Below are 18,069 nucleotides of genomic sequence, written 5' to 3'. Positions count from 1 at the left end.
CGGGCTCTAATGAGCAAACCGCAGAAATGGATGTTTGTCCATGACCACCGCTTTGTGCAGACGGACGATTTTGTCGGGTCGCACGCACAATTTGAGGCGGCTCTTTGGTCGCGATATCTTGCATTTTGCGATCAGCTGACTGTTGTCGGGCGTGAGGGGCCTCGGCAAGATCCGGATACTCTGTATGTTTCATCGCGCGCGGCGGTAGATTTTCTGCTGCTGCCCGATCACGGGCGTAGTGTGAAGCGCGTCCTCCGCGCTGCTGAAACGCGCAAGACCATCGCCGCAGCAGTGGCTGAGCACGATGTTATCGTCGCCCGCATCCCGAGCGTGCTCGGCTTCCAAGCAATCGAGGAAGCGAAGCGTCAAGGGAAGGTTTGCGCGATTGAAGCGGTTGGCTGCCCTTGGGACGCCTTATGGAATTATGGTTCGATACCCGGGCGGCTGTATGCGGTGGTTCAATATCGCCAGATGCGCCTCGCATTGGCTGATGCGGATCATGTGATCTATGTGACTGAACGGTTCCTGCAGAATCGCTATCCCACCAATGCCGCCAATGTCGCCAACGCTTCAAATGTGGAGCTTGTCCCCGCGGCCGATGCCAAAGAGGCGCTGGACCCAGCAGTGCTGAACACGCGTTTGGCGCGCATTGCACAATTCGCCCCCGACCATTCTTTTCGCGTTGGTCTTATCGGCACGCTGATTGGTCGTACTAAGGGCATCCAGCATGCACTGCAGGCTATAAGAGCCCTGCAGTGCGAGTTTCCAAAGCTTACCTTACATATTTTGGGTGGGGGAGATTCCCGGCCCTGGAATGCCGAAGCAGCCGATCTGGGTATTAAGCATATGGTGAGCTTCGACGGTACGCTGTCTGGTGGACAACCGGTGTTGAAATGGCTGGACGCAGCCGATATTTATATCCAACCATCGCTTCAGGAAGGTCTTCCACGCGCTCTTATCGAAGCAATGAGCCGCGCCGCGCCCGCCGTCGGGTCTGATCGTGCCGGGATCCCCGAACTGCTCCATTCGCAGGACATTGTCGCGGCGGCCGCGCCAATGGAACTGGCATCTCAAATCCGAGCAATAGCAAATGACAAGCTACGCATGGCCGAGGCCGCCAAGCGCAATTTCGCCAAAGCCCACGAATATGTTGCCCGGAAATTGCACGCCCGCCGTTCGCAGTTCTTCGAAAAAGTACTTAGTGATTCCCACCGAGCTCACAACGTCTAGACTTACTGCCGGATCAACGCGTAATCTCAAGATCCGACAAGGTTACTACTGTTGCCATTAGTCCGAAACTACGCTCGGTCGAAATTTCGATCGTTTGGTAAGGACATCCGCCATTGACGAACAGCCTCGCGTCCAATTTTTCTGCTCTCGGTCCGAGACGTGCAATCTCGATCTCTTCGCCACCGGTGGCGCATTGCGCGCTAATGACAATTTCTTGCGTCCCGGAACCGGTACGGTCGAGATCGGCTCTCAGACGCCACTTACCTTGATCCAGTTTGACCGTTTGCCGAGCAGCCCACCCACCACCGTTCAGCATGTCGATTTCGATAGAATTATCGCGGCCCAGCGAAACGGACTGATTGCCGTTTTCCTGCAACTGCCATTCGAATGGTTCATTTTCGGACATAAATTGAAAACCGCCGAGTACGGCATCCGGATGCCCGATCTTGTAAATTTGCCAAGCCGTATCGTAATCGTTCAAGCTTGCCAGCCGCTTCACTAGTTTTGCATCGACAGCAGGGTTGCTTACGAGCTTTCCATCGGCCTGAATACGAGCGCGGGCGATCATTGGAAGAAGCTTCGGTCGGTCGGCAGCCATGCCAAGGAATATCGGAGACCAGGCAGGGGCAACTTCTAAATTAGCCGCAAGCTCAAGACTGGCAGGAGCTGCCTCCATTTCTGAAAGAAGTGCAGGAGTAAATTCACGGGCAAGGTTCGGGCGCACTAAAGTCATTCGATTTAGAAGTCGAAATGCTTCGGGCAGATCGCCCCTCAAAGCCGCCTGCTCAAGCGACATGGCAATAAAGGATGGCGTCCGCGGGCGCGCGGCAGTAATGGCCGCCACAAATGGTACATATCGAGCATCGCCTTGGCTTCGCAATGCCGCTGCATACGCTTTATGAGCAGGATGATTGAGTGGCTCTGACGCAATCGCCAGCTTTAGCATTAAATCGTCAGAGGCGTCGAACACTCTCGGTTTGGCATCGGTTCCAGATGGAGCTGGTTCCGCAAGCCGGCGCATTATTTTACCAATAGCTGTCCCGTCGAAACGCGCACCAGTCTCGGCCACCATAGGCACAGTCTGCCCTCGACTAACGGTTAGTGCGGCAAAGCCGGAGATAAACGCTGCCGGCAGGCATAGGAGTGCCATTATGCGGCGCGCAATCATTCTTTCACTCCATTACTATTTTTTTGTTGCGCTCGCGACCATAGCCATACCCATAGGCCGTTCCATATCCGTAACCATAAGCCATGTCGGTTTCAGGAACCTTGGTCATTACGGTGCCGAAGATGCGTGTCCCTGCACGTTCGAGGCGAGCGACGGTTTGTTTGATAGTCCGGCGCTTACTAGCACCCGCCTCGACCACCAAAATGGTGCCCTCCACGATCCGACCAATCTCTTGTGCGTCGGCTAACCCTAAAACGGGGGGACCATCAATGATGATATGATCGTATTTTTCGCGCAACTGTTCAATCAGATTTTTAAAAGCTGGACCGGAAAGCAGTTCGGCTGCGTTTGGCGGCATTCGCCCCGCCGTCATTACGTCAAAGGCAACTTCCGACGGCCGATGAATAAAAGATTCATCCAATTGGGCACCAGCTAATAAGCCGCTAAGTCCCTTCGTATTCTCTACAGTGATGTACTTGTGCATTCCGCTATCGCGCATGTCGGAATCTATTAGTAGTGTGCGCAATTTCTGATCTGCCGTTATCTTACTAAGAGCGAACGCCGTCAGACTTTTGCCCTCAGCTGCGCGACTGCTGGTCAGCATCATGGTACTTGGCATACCGGCGCTGGTAAGCAGCGAGAGGTTCGATCTGACTGTCGTGTAAGCCTCGTAAAGATCCGAGTGTTTGATCCCGAGTTCTTCGATCGGTTTATCTTCTTTTAATAACGGGATCGCACCTAATAATGGTATGGACAATTCCTGCGCAATTGTATCTGGATCCTGAAATCCGCGATCAATATTTTCTGCGCCGACGATAGTAACACCGGCGAACACAACGCCGAGAGCGAGAAACAAAAGCATATTTGAAATTAGGTTTGGCTCAATCGAGGAACGCGGTATCTCAGCAAGATCAACGATACTCATGTTATTGCGGCCTACTCCCGCCGCGCCAAGATTCTTATATTGCTGGAGTAGCGCGTCGTATAATTCGCGGTTCGTGCGAACTTCACGGTCAAGAATAGCGTATTGTACACCCGCCCGCTGCTCACCAAGATACTGACCCTTCAGCCCTTCAATCCGTGACCGTAATGCCCGTTCATTTATTTGCGCGGTGCTGATATTCTCGCGCACTTCGCTGACTGAGCGGCGACGTTCATCAGCGATGGCTTGGGACAAAGTACTGATCTGAGAGCGCAAAGCAATGATCGTAGGATGCTCCGGCCCCAGGACCGCCGATTGCTTCGCCAGCTCGGCCTCCGCTTGTGTCAACTCACGACGAAACGATGCGAGTAGTCCGCGAGTGTCAGCGCCACCCGCCTGCGAGTTGGAACGCGCAGCCTCTGCTGCGATCCGCGCAGCTGTCGCCTCAGCCAGTTGAGAACTCAGCGCTTCCAATTCGTCGGTGACAAGCGTACGTGAAGCTGTCGTCGATCCAGCTGCATCGTTACCCCCGCCCAAGGTTATCAGCTGCTTGTCGTTGGCATACGTGATGAGCGCACGCTCGCTCTTCTCAAGATCCCTCTGAACTTCTTCAAGACGCTCCGCGATAAATTCACGTGCCTGAATGTTGGCACCAAAACGTCGGTCCAGATTGGCCTCAAGGAATTGTGCCGCCCATGTGTTTGCAATTTTAGCGGACAAATCCGCATCAGGGCTCTTGTACTGAATATCGACAAGATTGGACGCGACCACTGGCTCAATTTCCGCATCGCGCAGCAAAATGTTTACAATGTTCCGCATCGGAATATCGCCCCGATCTTGAAGTTCATACGCGGCAAGAAAAGTAGGGTTCTTGTCCAGTCGTGCTGCGCGACCGACGCGCTCTGCTAAAGATCTTGCTTCGAGCAATTCATATTGCGTCTGAAGATAAGCGGTATCGCCCGCAGAAGCACCCTCATCTAGCGCTTCGACATTCGTAACGTTGCTATCAAGCCTACTGATCTCAATTCGCGCCTCGGCACGGTATTGCGGCGTCGTCAGCAGCGTCACGATGACGCCCAATAAGGTCGCACCAAGCATGATGGCCGCGATCACTTTCCAGTTCCGCTGTGCTACATAAATATAATGTTCGAGCGGGTTTACCGACGTCTGCTCAACATGCGGACCGACGCTTTGATTTGCGTCGAATGAATTCTGTGCGATCTGCATTATTATTCTCTACTATCTTGACGCGCGGTCGATCAGCACCAGTGGCTGGGTGACCAAGGGTAGAACCTGTAAAATCTGCAGCAAGCGACGGCGACCAGGCGAATCGCCCACTACAATCAGATCGCCTGGATAGATCGAAGGATCATCATAATTACCGCGTTGAATAGCACCGATATTGTATACGCCGATATACTTGATCCCCTCTACTTCGCGATGCACCAACACGTCATCTTGCTTACCGAATTCGCCTAAGCCGCCCGCCAAGGCGACAGCGCGCGAAAGGTCGAGATCGTTCTGATACGCGAACGATCCCGGACGCCTTACTTGTCCGCCAATTACAATTTGTCTGCTGGTTGCACGATCAACTACCACAGAAACGACAGGATCGCGCAAAAATCGGCCGCGCAACCTATCTTCGATCACTCGCTCCAAGTCGGAAGGCAAAAGCCCGCCAGCCTGTACTCGTCCAAGCAAAGGCACATTTGCCAACCCATTGGGGCCGATCTCAACAGTATTAGAAAGGTCAGGTTGGCCAAACACCGAAATGGCAACTGTATCGAATGGCCGCAATGCGAATGGCGCGTCAGGAGCCGGCAGCGCATTATCTTTTACCAATTCGACGTCAGGAGATAGTGCCACGGGTGGCGTGCTGACGCAAGCTGTCAACAATAAGATAGCGCAAAGACCTAAAAGGTTTTTAGCTAGCGAGCTACAGTTCACTAGGACACTCCATTCATGTTTGATCCGCTCTTCCTGCAATGTTCTTCGCAGACTTCACTTCTCATGCTTGGCTTCGATGAAAGCAGCACGGTGAGGATACACATAATCGCAAATGCCATTAATGGCGTCCGCAGCACGTAATCGAAAACAGAACCCAACCCGATCACCGCCACGACCCCGATCGCGACAAGCCCCCTATCCACATCACCCGACCGAAACAAGGAAACTATGCGCAAGGCTAACCATATCAACAGTCCTATCGCAACCAATCCGGCTGCGATCCCGCCTTCAATCACAATCTGCAAACCATCGTTATGTGCCTGATTAACATACTTATTGATCATGATGTCATCGGTCTCATAAACTGGGTAAATCGAACCAAAACTACCAAAGCCAAAACCGGTCGCCCATTGCTCGGTTGCTAACTTAAGAAGCACAGGAATGATCCGAAATCTTATGTCTTCAGAAAGGTCAGGCGCCTCGAAGCTCCCAATCGATAGTTCACGCTGTAATGTTGCCACATAAAGAAATGTAGCAATGCAACCGATAATTGAGAAGTAAAAACCAAATAAAAGAAACCGACCAGGCCAACGTGAGTGAGCGGTCAAACCCAGAGCTCTAGAAATTAGACCAGACTGAGAATTCGTTGCATTCGAAAAATCTAAATTGCGAGCGAACACCATGGCCGCAATCATACATGCAAATGCGGATGCTGCGAAAGCTAAACGCGACCCGGACAATACGACCCCAACAAGAAATAATAGTACTAAGGCTAAAAATGCATACCAGCGTGCTTGCCTGGCCTTTGTAAGGCTATCTTCCTTTATCAAAATTACTGCCACAAGAATAGAAATCGCACTAAATATACCAAAATGATTTGAATTGCTAAATAGACCGCCCTCTCCGATACCTGCCAAGCTGTACAACGGGAAGATAGTATGGCCAAATTGCAAATTCACTATAGACAGCATAATTGAAATAATAGAAATCGCGAGTAAAGACTTGAGGGCTAAATTATTATTACTTTTTGCCAGAGCTAAGAAAGCTAAATAGCCGCCAAGTAAGCTCAATAAGGAGAACAGAGTGTTCCAAGTAGCGCGCGGCGAAACAGTGATAGGCCGCCAGATTTCGACACCAAAAATCAAACGATCAATTGCTGAAATTTCGCCACGCCCCGGTAAGGCCGTCCATATCGATGGTGGCAGTGGGATCAATTGAACAGTACAAATTACGATAAGGCCGATGATCGCGAAACAAAATGCACGGCCGTGACGAAATTGGGTCAGCGGATATGACCACAACACCCATCCTAGTAGGCCAATGCCAATCGGACGGAAAAGTACAAGCGCTAATTCATCGGCACGCGATGCTCCACCAAGGAAGGCTGCTACAACACAAAAAACAATGAATGGACCAACCCCCATCAGCCGTGGCCCATTTTTCGCATACCCGTTCATGAGCCGCGTATAGGGGTGAACCTAAGTATATGACAAGCCAAATCCGCGCGCGGTTGCAGCCTACAACCCAATGATTTTCGTGGGAACCGGTACAGTTTGAGGCTCCGGCGGCGACGTTGAACACCGTGGAAAAGCTATTGCTTCGCTAAACCTAAAACTTTAGATTAGTCAGTTCCCAGCAAGTGAGATTATGTGCTGAAAAAAATCGTCATTTTCGGAGCGGGCGGCTTTGTCGGCCGCATTATGTGCCAGCATATGGCCCGCGAAGGTCATCATGTGCTTGGCGTGATGCGCAACGCGGCGCCTACTGGTTGCGAGTTCGATGTTATTGTTGCGCGCGATCCGGGGGATATAATTTCGCAATTACAAAGTTATGACTGGGCCATAAACTGCATTGGTCGCGCTCATGTTCTGAAGTCTGAACCGCCCGAGCTCGCGCGAAAGAGATACTTCGATGTAAATCACCATCTTGCAGTGCAGCTGGCACAGGCCGCGATCGATGCCGAGCTTACCGGATTTGCGCAAATCAGTTCAGTCGCTGCCGTGCGATCTTATTCAGACAAGGGAACATTGGTCGATGATAGCTCTTTACCTGCACCTGATCGCATATACGGCGCTTCAAAACTTCACGCGGATCGCGAACTGCTAGCGCTCAATAGCCGCAAAACTTCGGTCGTGTGCCTTCGACCGCCCGCCCTGATCGGCGAGCAGCCTGCCGGCTTAGTGGGAAAACTAGCGCGAGCGGCCAAGTTGGGCCTTCCACTGCCATTTGGATCTATCAAAAATCGGCGTAGTTTTATGGCAGTCGAGAATCTCGCTGATGCCACTTTGGCGGCACTCGAAGCCCAAGCCACCGGTGCCTTCATTGTAACCGACAGCGATCCTGTAAGCGTGGCGGAAATCTATCGCAATCTCACGCGACAGGCGGGTCATAAATATCGCTGCCCATCCTTGCCTAAACCGATTGTAAAAATGCTAGCGAAGATTGTGCTGCGCGGGCGTACCGACAGCTTGCTTGGCGATGCAGCCTATGATGGCTCCGCCTTTCGTGAGCACGTCGGATGGAAGCCCCCAATGTCCTTGGAAAAAGCGATGGTTAGAATGATGGCCTCCTTATAACGCGCTTTTTTTCAGTGAAAGCGTCGGATACAATCTTCTTATGAAACGCTTAATAGACATCTTTGGAAGCTTGATCGGTCTGCTGCTGCTAGGTCCTGTAATGCTGATTGTCGCTATGCTGATTAAATTGGATAGTAGGGGCCCGGTCCTTTACGTTTCACAACGCTTTGGGAGCGGCCACGCACTGTTCGGCATGCGGAAATTCCGCACGATGCGCACTGACACGCCGGCCTTGCCGACCCATCTACTGCCCGATCCGCAAGCGCATTTAACGAAGCTAGGCAGAACGTTGCGCAAGACATCGCTCGATGAATTACCTCAATTATGGAACGTACTAAAAGGCGATATGAGTCTGGTCGGACCGCGCCCCGCCTTGTTCAACCAAGATGATTTGATGGTGATGCGCGAAGCTGCGGGCGTTGCGAACTTGCTACCCGGTATCACCGGCTGGGCTCAGATCAATGGGCGTGACGAAATTTCACTGGAGGTTAAAGTGGCTCTGGAAAAAGAGTACTTGGAACGACGATCCACAATATTGGATGTGCGGATCATCGCCCTGACCGTCCTGAAAATCTTTGGCCGTAACTCGATTTCTCACTAAATTTGCGCATTGTCTAATTTAGGGAGGGCCCACCCCGCCCATTCCTCGCCAAGGTAGGCCCGTGCATAATTTTGCCAAACTGCGCGGTTTTCGAAATGTTCGCTGACCCATGCGCGAGCGCCTGAATATTGGTCGGCCAGCGCGGCGCGATCATCCAAGGCGTCGCGAATGAAACGTTCCGAAGCCTCCAGATCGCCAAACGGCACGAGATGGCCGCTGACGCCATCGGCAACGCTATCACGTAGGCCTACCACATCGAAAGCTAGCGTCGGTAAGCCGCAGGCCGCCGCTTCGATCCCGACATTGCCAAAACCCTCCCGATAGCTTGGTAGGAACGACAGATCGGCCAGACCCAGCCAGTCTTGCAGCCGATCGGTATGATCGAGATGGGTCACGTTCAAATGGCTGCGCTTGTAGATCTGAGCCACCAGGTCGTTCGATTCCGGCCATCCCAAGAAGAACCATCGCAATTGTTGTTCATCACCAAGCCTATCGATCAGGTCGAGCGCTTCACGAACGCCCTTATCGGGCACGATTCGCCCAGCGATAACGATCACGAATTCATCCTCGTCGATCTTTCGAGCGTGCCGCAATTTCAGCCGCTCAACATCGCTTAACACGCGGTATTTGACCAGATCGACACCGTTAGAAGAGCCTTCGCCCAACACACACCCCTTCTCCAGCGCACCGATACCGTCTTTTGTGTAAGCTTCCCGCAATGAGTGGCTTAGAAAGATCACCCGGTGGGCGAACAAGAAGCTGCCGCGATCCATCAACTCATAAGCTTTGCGCATGGCCCCCGTCATTGTTTCGTACGCACGCCCACGCACGAAGCAGAATCGTTTGCGCTGAAATGCAAAAGCGGCGGCGATCGAACCGAGCAACATAGCCTTCGGTGTCGACGAAACAACAGCCTCGTATCGGTTGGTCAGCATATGCCAGAACAGCACACACAAAGCGGCCAAATCCATTATCGGATGCGGTTTGCGACGGAACGGAATGCGAATGACTCGCCCAACTTTCCGCGCGCGCAATTTCGCAAAACCTTCTTCAGTGCCGTTGCAATACAGATCGAGCGTAACGCCGCTATCGCGGAAAAACTCCAGCTGCCCACGGCTCAGCACGTTGAAAGCATATATGTCTGTGACAACAAGCGCCAGTTTCGGACGATCTTGCGCGTAAGACTTTCGGGGCATTTTTGCATCCTGAGGCAGTATTGTGGGGGAGGGCGAATTTAGGCGTCGTTCTGCAGCATTGGCATAGCCGCGCGCGATGCCGGGTCAAGCCAGACCACGCTTGATCTACACCCCCGCTGTCCGTATGCCACCGAGTGAATTCCCTGAACTCGGAAAAACTGATTTTTTATGTCGCAAACGGTCTGCGTGATTGGCCTTGGTTATGTCGGCCTGCCACTCGCGGTCGCATTGGCGAAGAGCTTCGATACTTATGGTTTCGATGTCGATGAGAACCGCGTGCGCGAGCTCGTGGGTGGGCAGGATCGCACCAATGAAATCGGTTCGGACACGCTTGCCGTCTCCAGCCTCACCTTAACCGCCAATGCAGATAAATTGCCGCCTGCGGATTTCTACATCGTGACAGTTCCGACCCCGATCGATCAGGCAAACAACCCCGATTTGACGATCGTGGAAAACGCCAGCCGGACAGTTGGCGGCTTGCTGCGCGATGCTGCCGATGTGGGCAAGCAGCCGATCGTGATTTACGAGAGCACCGTTTATCCCGGCGTAACCGAAGGAATTTGCGCGCCAATCCTAGAAGAATTTTCTGGTCTCAAATGGCGCGTAGGCTTCTTCCTTGGCTACAGCCCGGAACGCATCAACCCCGGTGATCGCGAGCATACGATCGACAAGATCACCAAAGTCGTTTCGGGCGATAGCGAGCCGACATGCGACAAGGTTGCCGCTCTATACGACCAGGTCACTTCCGGTGGCACTTTCCGCGCTGCATCGATCAAGGCTGCCGAAGCGGCCAAGGTGATCGAGAATGCACAGCGCGATATTAACATCGCCTTCATTAACGAAGTAACCCGCATTTTCGGGCGGATGGATCTATCTGTATGGGACGTGCTGGAAGCGGCCAACACCAAATGGAATTTTCTGCCTTTCCAGCCGGGCTTGGTCGGCGGACATTGCATCGGGGTAGACCCCTATTATTTGGCGCACCGTGCGCGCGAAGTCGGGCATGACCCAGCCGTCATTCTGGCAGGTCGTTCGGTGAACGACACCATGTCCGAATATATCGCAGATGCCTTATCGCGAGCTGCGGGCCAGCAGGCGTCCAGCGCGTTGGTGCTGGGTCTTACCTTCAAGGAAGATGTGCCCGATTTGCGCAACAGCAAGATCGCCGACCTGATCGACGCACTGCGCAAGCGCCGGCTGGACGTGACAGTCCACGATCCGCTGGCTGATCCAGCCGAAGCGAAAGCGATTTATGGTTTGGAGATCGACCCGGATGCTCTGTCTCGCCAATATGATTTGGTGCTGCTGGCCGTGCCCCATGCTGAATATGTTATCATGGGCGCGGACAAATTGCTGAGTATGCGCACAAATGGTGGTCTGGCCGCGGATTTGAAGAACGCTTTTCGCGATAAATCCTTTTGGACATTGTAAGGCCGATATGCGCAAAATTTTTGTAACAGGTTCCGCCGGTTTTATTGGTTTTCACCTCTCGCAATTTCTGCTGCGCGAAGGGTTCGCCGTGGTAGGGTTCGACGGGATGACGGATTATTATGACGTCCGCCTGAAGGAAAAACGCAACCAAATATTGCTGCAGAACGAGCATTTTTCTGCGCATATCGGCATGCTGGAAGATTTTGATGTATTGCACGATCTGATGATGGCGGAAAGGCCGGACATTATCGTTCACCTCGCTGCGCAGGCGGGTGTCCGTTACAGCCTAGAAAATCCGCGCGCCTATCTGAACTCAAATATCACTGGAACATTCAATGTAATGGAATGCGCGCGCGAGTTAGCGGTGGATCACCTGCTAATGGCATCGACCAGTTCGGTCTATGGCGCGAATGTGGACATGCCGTTCGACGAGCGTGAGAAGTGCGATACGCCGCTGACCTTTTACGCCGCGACCAAAAAAGCGAATGAGGCGATGGCCCATAGCTATTCCCATTTGTGGAACTTGCCGACCACCATGTTCCGATTTTTTACGGTGTATGGCCCGCTGGGCCGGCCCGACATGGCGCTGTTCAAGTTTACCAAAGGTATTTTGGAAGGCGAGCCGATTGATATCTACAATCGCGGCAAAATGTATCGCGATTTCACCTATGTCACAGATTTGGTGCGCGGGATACGGTTGCTGCTGGACGCGGTGCCCAAACGGCCCAAGCGTAAAGAAGATATCGCCGAATATGACAGCCTGTCACCAATCGCACCCTATCGCGTCGTCAATATCGGCAATTCAGACAAGGTGAAGCTTATAGACTTCGTCCGTGCAATTGAGGCCGAATGCGAGCGCGAAGCAAAGCTTAACTTACTAGAGATGCAAAAAGGCGATGTGCCTGCCACCTGGGCCAATGCGACCTTGCTGAAGGAACTGACCGGTTATCGCCCTGAAACCGATGTGCGCGAAGGCATTAAGCAATTCGTCGCATGGTATCGCGATTACTACCAGGTTTGATGCTGGCAGAGCGAGCTCGTCCCCCCGCCGCTAAAGGCTCTGACTCAAGCGCCGACGGCACGTTGCTGCTGGCTTACATCGGCGGCGGGCAGATTGTCTCGCCGATGTTCGAAATCAGGCACCAGTTCCTCCAACAACAAAATGGCTTCCTGTCGATCGCGGCATTCTCGTAACAAACCAATGATGCGGGCTAACTCGTCCCACGCCATAAAGCTTTCCTGCGCCATTAAAATGCGCTTATGCCGTGTTGCAATGGGCTCGTTCCCGATAAGCAGTTCTTCGTAAAGCTTCTCGCCAGGGCGCAGGCCGACTTCCTTGATCTCTATATCGCCATCCGGCCGCAACTCGTCGCGCACGGTCAGGCCGGACAAGCGGATCATCTTGTCTGCCAGATCAATGATTTTTACAGGACGACCCATATCAAGCACATACACCTCGCCGCCAGTAGCCATTCCCCCAGCCTGAATAACGAGATTGGCAGCCTCGGCAATGGTCATGAAATATCGCGTCACATCGCGGTGGGTCACTGTGATTGGTCCACCGTTTTGTATCTGGCGGCTGAATAGCGGGACCACCGATCCACTGGAGCCTAATACATTGCCGAACCTGACCATGGAAAATCGCGTCGTGTCGCTCATCTCGGCGAATGCTTGAAGCACCTGTTCCGCGCCGCGCTTAGTCGCACCCATCACATTTGTGGGGCGCACTGCCTTATCGGTACTGATTAAAATAAAATCCTGCACTTTTGCATCATGCGAGGCGCGGACCATTTCCGCCGTGCCAATTATATTGTTGCGAATACCCTCAAGCGGATTTGCTTCCACTAAGGGGACATGCCTGTAAGCTGCAGCATGAAATACGGTGTCGATATGCAGCTCGCCGAATAAATCCTTCAGTCGGACACGATTGCGAACGCACCCGAGAAGTGGGACGATTTCGCATTTGGCTGCCTCAAGCGAGGTGCGCAATTCACGCTCTATCTGATAGAGCGCAAATTCCGAAACTTCATACAGTATCAATTTCCGAGCACCAATGCGCAGAATTTGCCGCGCCAGTTCGCTTCCGATAGAGCCGCCCGCTCCTGTGACCATGACAACCTTACCGACAATCGTGCGGTCAAGCAACGTCATGTCGGGAGCTATAGGCTCCCGCCCCAACAAATCCTCCACCTGCAACGGTTGGATATCGCTGACTGAAACTTTGCCCTCGATAATATCCTGAGTGCTTGGCAATATGCGCACGATTACGGGATGATCGTGCAATTCGTCAACGATTGCCCGACGGCGACGGCGGGAGGCATCCGGCATCGCCAGTAAGATATCGGTAACGCCAAAGCGCTCGATTACCGTAAGTAGATCAAGGCTGTGCCAAACTTTCGCACCGTTTATACGTTGGCCTGCAATATTAGCGTCATCATCGATGTACCCTGCAAACCTCATAGCAGGATCATCACTTAGCGATTGCAATATCTGCTGCCCGGCCTGGCCGGCCCCGTAAATCAGTGTAATCCGTGCAGATTCTCGCGGCCCAATTTTGGAGACCACATCGAAAACCAAATAACGAAAAAAGATACGTGAGGCCGCCATGAAGCCAAAATAGATGATCGGCTGCAATAGGCCCATAGTGCGCGGAACACCCTCAATACCGATAATCGTATAAATGACCACGACAACTACAGTATAAAGCAAGAATGCCCGGATCAGAATCTGCAACATGCCAACTCCGGCATAACGAAACACCGTGCGATAAACGCCGGAAAAGACGAAAATCGGAATCGCTAGCAATGTTGTAGGCCAAAGCATTTTTGTGATGGAGGGAGACAAAAGACTCCACTCGCCCGTACGCAACGAATAGGCGAACCAGATGGAACAAACCAACAGGATTCCGTCAATCGCGCCTACCACGAGCTTCTTATGATGGCGCGGCAGGCTTGTCACCTGTATGATTGCGACGTTTAGCATCGCCAACGCACGCCATATAATCTGCCCGATAGGCCCCTTTTCGAGTGGTGTTATATTCATAGAATAGGTTCTACTGCGTTTAAGCGACAAAGGACATTAAATTACGCCTAGCGGATTTGACCTGCCCCATTTAGATGGTCCGCCGATTAACATAGAGTTCCGGCGGAGACGGTCGCTGTATGGGCGGTCTGACGCGTAGCTAGGGCGTTCCAATAGGGCGAAGCAAGATCGTTTGTTATGCTAACGGTTTGTAACCGAGCGATGAGGGCGGTCTTGCCATGTCATAGTGGGCGCATCATCGCTTGATTAGGATGACCGCGTCCTTGGAGTATAAAAGACCTCACCCTTGAGCATTTCGTTTCGGAACTTGCCGTCGAAGTTGTCGTTATAACCATTCTCCCACGGTGACCGGGGTTCGATATAAAGGGTCTCCACGCCTTTCCGAACGAGCTGTCCGTCGTCAGAGCATATGGCACTAATGACTGCCTAGAGTAGCGTAGGATCGGCCTTGTCCTGTTGATTGATATTAGGCGGGTAGCTTGCGGTGTTGCAAGCGCCGATGTTCGATAGTTTTTCGTTTGATCCTTCCTCGCTGTTTGATGATGCTTCCGGCCCTCCTGAAGTAGGCGTCGGCAGGCGTCACATTGCTCAGGCTCTCGTGATAGCGCTGGTGGTTATAGTGTTCGATGAACGCCTCGATCTGGGTCTCGAGATCGCCGGGCAAGAAGTAGTTCTCCAGCAGAAAGCGGTTCTTCAGGGTCTGGTGCCAGCGCTCGATCTTGTTCTGCGTCTGGGGATTGAACGGCGCGCCGCGAGTATAGCTCATGCGTTTGGCTTCGATGTATGCCGCCAACTCGCTTGCGATGTAGCTTGGGCCTTTGTCGCTAAGCAGTCTGGGTTTGTCCATCACGGCTGCCCATTCGTAGCCTGAGACTTCCAGCGTCATACCCAACGTATCATGACATCCTCGGTTCGCATGGTGAAACAAAGCTTACAGGCGATAATGTAGCGCGAGTAATCATAGAGCACCGTAGACAAATACATCGAGCCCCACCCGATAATCTTGAAGTAGGTAAAATGAGTCTGTTGCATCTCGTTCACCCACGTCGCCTAAGCATGGAAACGATCAGCCGCTTGATCATCACATATGCCGTGCTGGCAATCAGATTGTGAGCCCTCAACAGACGGTAAACCTTGGCTTTGGACACGAGGTGACTCTTCTCATCGGTGAATCGCACACCCAGTTCTCTCGGGCTCAGTCCTGACTGTTCCAGAGCCAGCACAATGATCTGATCATGGATATGGGCTGGGATCCGGCTGCACACCCTGCTGAGCGCAGATGGCCGATCTTCCAGCGCTTCGGGTCCAGCTTCCAGATACCCGTCATACCAGCGATAAAATGTCCGGCGCGGGATGCCCAACCGATCAAGGGTTATTTACCGGGCAGGTGCGCTTGCTCAACGATGCGGATGATCTCCAGCTTCTCAGATGTAGGATATCTCATTTTGGTCACCTCCATCCGCGATCATGCTTTTTTTGGAGCAAACGGTTCTCTAGCGTCAGATCCGCCACGCATTCCTTCAGATCGCGTGCTTCGCTGCGCAAATACTTGACCTCATCGCTGGTGGCGGTACGCGCAATGTCACCGGCAAGCCTTCGTTTGCCGGTCTCCATAAACTCCTTCGATTACGCGCAATACAAGCTCTGTGCAATGCCTACCTTGCGGCACAGCTCAGCATTGCTGTCATCGCCGCGCAGGCATTCCAGCACGATCCTAGTCTTGTCTTCGGCTGAGAAGTGCCGACGCTTTGCCTAGCGTATGTCTTTTACTACCCGTTCAGAACTTGCTTTGGCCTTTAAGGACTCGAGTCTTATCTTCGTTTTATTGTCAATACGACAAGACCCAAATCCTCCTTAAATTATAACCTCAATTTTGTGCCATAGGTGCTGACGGCGAACACAAGGTTCAAAATTGGAGACGCGTTACTAAGCCAGTTTTGACTATAGAATTATTTATAACTTGGGTGAACCATGAGAACTCGATTATTCTCTGTAACGTATAAGGTATTTCGAATTTAAAACCCGATCTCGATATCTCTTTCTTAACCTGAACATATTGCATACTCGTTATTTTAGAAGGAAAAAGTCTATTAATAGTTTACAACTTCAGACTTATACTAGATTTGGGCTATTCTCGGACGTAGTTACAAATGGCGCCCGACATAACTCAACGAGCTCGTTCATGACATCCATTATGAGGGCTACTTCGCGGACGTAGCCATCGTGTTCGGCGGCAACGATTTTGCGGGCGAGCAGAACGAGTCCGTGTTTGCCGTGATGTCGGTAAATGATCAGGGCGGTACCAGGCGCGTCCAGATTGGCGGGATACTGCATCACATCCGATATGGAGATACTTTGCCATCTCGCGATAAGGGCAAACACCTATACCTCTTGTGATCGCTTCAGTATTCGGGCGCGCGCGCCCGCAGCACCTCGCGCATTTTCGTCAATCCATCCTCCGTCAGGGTTAGCCAAGACCGGCGGCAATCGGTCTCGTCCGTCCTTTTGTCGAGCAGACCCTTAGCAATCAGAATTTCGATCCAGCGCAGCGCAGTCGTTTGCGCGCTGTCCGACGCTATACACGCACTGGTAATGGAAATCTTGCGCCCCTGCTCCTGCTGCACAAACAGGTCGAGCAGCATGTCCCATGCCGGCTCGCAGAACAGCTCCTTGCCCAGCACTTCGTTGCGCAGGCGCCGTTCCTTGTACCAGGTCTGCGCGAGCCCGGCGAGGTAACGGTCGGATCTGGACAGAACTTTCACGACCTCGCGCGCAATTTCGGGTACATCCTGTTCGATCGCCAGTGCGAGCGCTTCCATACGAGCTGCCATCTGCCGCAACTCCTTTGCGCGCTCCAGTTGTTCGATCACACCCGACTGCTTTAGCCGCTTCTCGCTATTCACAGCTGCTCCCCGCGGCGCATGGAATAGACGCACCGGCCCGCAAAGATAAGGTGGTCCTTCACGACAATTTCGAACCGCCCCGCCAGGGTCACGATGTCTTCGGTGGTGGCGCGGTCCTGTTCGCTGGGCCGGCAATCGCCCGATGGATGGTTATGCGCCAAGATAACGCTCGCTGCATCCAGATCGATCACTCTCCGCAGCAAATCCTTTAAACCAATATCAATTGCGGAGCGCGTGCCTTTGGCGAGCTGTTCGTCGTGCAGATATCTGCCGCCGGCGTCGAGATAGACGATGTGGAACCGTTCCCGCCCGCCGGCCAGCGCTTTGGCCAGATGGGAAATGAGCCGGGGATCATCGGGCGTTACGGCTTCGCCGACCAGTTCCTCACGGCTCGTAATTTCGCACAGGTGGCGGGCCGCAACAATCGCGGCGGCCGCTTCGATATCGTCGGGCAAGGCGCTGGCAAGGCGCTCCTCGCTTGCCGACATGACGCAAGAGATGCGCCCGAACTGTTCGATCAGCCGCGCTGCGACGGCATCGGCCCGCGCGGCGATCAGCGGACGGAGGAGGCTCGCCAAGAGCGATACGCGCCGTGGATCCGCTGATGTCTCATATGGCTCGCTAGACCTATGCCCAGCGTTGCTATCTGCATGTACACTGGTCCGAGCGACATCAATGCAAAGGCGCCCGGCTCGAACACCGGCGTGATGACCCTTGAAAAGTGACTCGCGACCGTAATCAACTGCAAGGCCGTCAGGCATAGGGGGTATATCCGATTGGCGCGTAATGTGATCGCGAGAATGATGGCCAGGGCCGCGACGTCGATCACGACATGTCCGATATCGACCTGCCAATAGGTGCCTTCGAACCCGATTGTCTTACCGCCCGTGAGAATGAAATGGTAAAATCGATCCAGAAGAAGCACGCCCAAAAGCACGCCGGCACTGATTTTTTCCGGGCTCCCGCCGCGCCGCCAGGCTACTAGAGCCAAGGTCAGCACGGCGAGAAGTTGGAACGTTCCACGCATGGCCACAAGGTCGGTCAACGTCATGC

15 protein-coding genes and 1 pseudogene are annotated in these 18,069 nt (G+C 53.1%); 5 read left to right on the top strand and 11 right to left on the bottom strand.

The window, feature by feature from the left end; all coding sequences use genetic code 11:
• Window positions 1–9 precede the first annotated feature (9 nt).
• Window positions 10–1,230, top strand: coding sequence for a glycosyltransferase family 4 protein (locus HME9302_RS12905; protein WP_115367335.1), 1,221 nt, complete (start codon window positions 10–12; stop codon window positions 1,228–1,230).
• A gap of 13 nt (window positions 1,231–1,243) precedes the next feature.
• On the opposite strand, the gene HME9302_RS13180 is transcribed toward HME9302_RS12905, so the two are convergent.
• The 4 genes from HME9302_RS13180 to HME9302_RS12885 form a co-directional block, all read right to left on the bottom strand.
• Window positions 1,244–2,398 carry a hypothetical protein gene (locus HME9302_RS13180; protein WP_147270830.1) on the bottom strand — a complete coding sequence of 385 codons (1,155 nt, stop codon included), beginning with the start codon at window positions 2,396–2,398 and terminating at the stop codon, window positions 1,244–1,246.
• 4 nt (window positions 2,399–2,402) lie between these two features.
• The gene (locus HME9302_RS12895; protein WP_115367333.1) at window positions 2,403–4,547 is read right to left on the bottom strand and encodes a GumC family protein; all 2,145 of its coding nucleotides are present in this window, start codon (window positions 4,545–4,547) and stop codon (window positions 2,403–2,405) included.
• 12 nt (window positions 4,548–4,559) lie between these two features.
• Window positions 4,560–5,186 carry a polysaccharide biosynthesis/export family protein gene (locus HME9302_RS12890; protein ID WP_181815783.1) on the bottom strand — a complete coding sequence of 209 codons (627 nt, stop codon included), beginning with the start codon at window positions 5,184–5,186 and terminating at the stop codon, window positions 4,560–4,562.
• Between the two features lie 80 nt (window positions 5,187–5,266).
• Entirely contained in the window at window positions 5,267–6,691 is a 1,425-nt protein-coding gene (locus HME9302_RS12885) for an O-antigen ligase family protein (RefSeq protein ID WP_181815782.1), read from the bottom strand.
• A 225-nt stretch (window positions 6,692–6,916) separates the two neighbouring features.
• Between HME9302_RS12885 and HME9302_RS12880 the strand changes: the two genes are divergently transcribed.
• Together HME9302_RS12880 and HME9302_RS12875 are read left to right on the top strand one after the other, a co-directional pair.
• Window positions 6,917–7,843 carry an NAD-dependent epimerase/dehydratase family protein gene (locus HME9302_RS12880; protein WP_115367330.1) on the top strand — a complete coding sequence of 309 codons (927 nt, stop codon included), beginning with the start codon at window positions 6,917–6,919 and terminating at the stop codon, window positions 7,841–7,843.
• A 40-nt stretch (window positions 7,844–7,883) separates the two neighbouring features.
• Window positions 7,884–8,444, top strand: a complete 561-nt coding sequence (locus HME9302_RS12875) for a sugar transferase (RefSeq protein WP_115367329.1) — start codon at window positions 7,884–7,886, stop codon at window positions 8,442–8,444.
• On the opposite strand, the gene HME9302_RS12870 is transcribed toward HME9302_RS12875, so the two are convergent.
• On the bottom strand, window positions 8,441–9,640 hold the full coding sequence (locus HME9302_RS12870) for a glycosyltransferase (RefSeq protein WP_115367328.1): 1,200 nt from the start codon (window positions 9,638–9,640) through the stop codon (window positions 8,441–8,443). The two genes, HME9302_RS12875 and HME9302_RS12870, sit on opposite strands and share 4 nt — an antisense overlap.
• A gap of 168 nt (window positions 9,641–9,808) precedes the next feature.
• Between HME9302_RS12870 and HME9302_RS12865 the strand changes: the two genes are divergently transcribed.
• Both HME9302_RS12865 and HME9302_RS12860 read left to right on the top strand, forming a co-directional pair.
• On the top strand, window positions 9,809–11,071 hold the full coding sequence (locus HME9302_RS12865) for a nucleotide sugar dehydrogenase (protein WP_115367327.1): 1,263 nt from the start codon (window positions 9,809–9,811) through the stop codon (window positions 11,069–11,071).
• 7 nt (window positions 11,072–11,078) lie between these two features.
• Window positions 11,079–12,092 (top strand): GDP-mannose 4,6-dehydratase, encoded by a 1,014-nt coding sequence (locus HME9302_RS12860; protein ID WP_115367326.1) that lies wholly within the window; start codon window positions 11,079–11,081, stop codon window positions 12,090–12,092.
• 44 nt (window positions 12,093–12,136) lie between these two features.
• Here the strand turns inward: HME9302_RS12860 and HME9302_RS12855 are convergent, their stop codons facing one another.
• The 6 genes and pseudogenes from HME9302_RS12855 to HME9302_RS13355 form a co-directional block, all read right to left on the bottom strand.
• Window positions 12,137–14,113, bottom strand: coding sequence for a polysaccharide biosynthesis protein (locus HME9302_RS12855; protein WP_230080010.1), 1,977 nt, complete (start codon window positions 14,111–14,113; stop codon window positions 12,137–12,139).
• Window positions 14,114–14,359: 246 nt separating this feature from the next.
• Window positions 14,360–14,488: an integrase core domain-containing protein gene (locus HME9302_RS13700; protein ID WP_181815781.1), complete on the bottom strand. Its 129-nt coding sequence runs from the start codon at window positions 14,486–14,488 to the stop codon at window positions 14,360–14,362.
• A 91-nt stretch (window positions 14,489–14,579) separates the two neighbouring features.
• Window positions 14,580–15,928, bottom strand: a pseudogene (locus HME9302_RS12845) (integrase core domain-containing protein).
• Between the two features lie 587 nt (window positions 15,929–16,515).
• Window positions 16,516–16,983 carry a hypothetical protein gene (locus tag HME9302_RS12835; protein WP_181815780.1) on the bottom strand — a complete coding sequence of 156 codons (468 nt, stop codon included), beginning with the start codon at window positions 16,981–16,983 and terminating at the stop codon, window positions 16,516–16,518.
• Window positions 16,984–17,012: 29 nt separating this feature from the next.
• Window positions 17,013–17,594, bottom strand: coding sequence for a JAB domain-containing protein (locus HME9302_RS12830; protein WP_181815779.1), 582 nt, complete (start codon window positions 17,592–17,594; stop codon window positions 17,013–17,015).
• A complete protein-coding gene (locus tag HME9302_RS13355; protein WP_181815778.1) occupies window positions 17,570–18,067 on the bottom strand; it encodes a hypothetical protein in 498 nt (165 codons plus the stop codon). The genes HME9302_RS12830 and HME9302_RS13355 overlap by 25 nt, the downstream gene beginning before the upstream one ends.
• Window positions 18,068–18,069: the final 2 nt, after the last annotated feature.

Source organism: Alteripontixanthobacter maritimus (assembly GCF_003340475.1).
Classification (GTDB): Bacteria; Pseudomonadota; Alphaproteobacteria; order Sphingomonadales; family Sphingomonadaceae; genus Alteripontixanthobacter; species Alteripontixanthobacter maritimus.
This window is presented reverse-complemented; position numbering and strand designations above follow the sequence as displayed.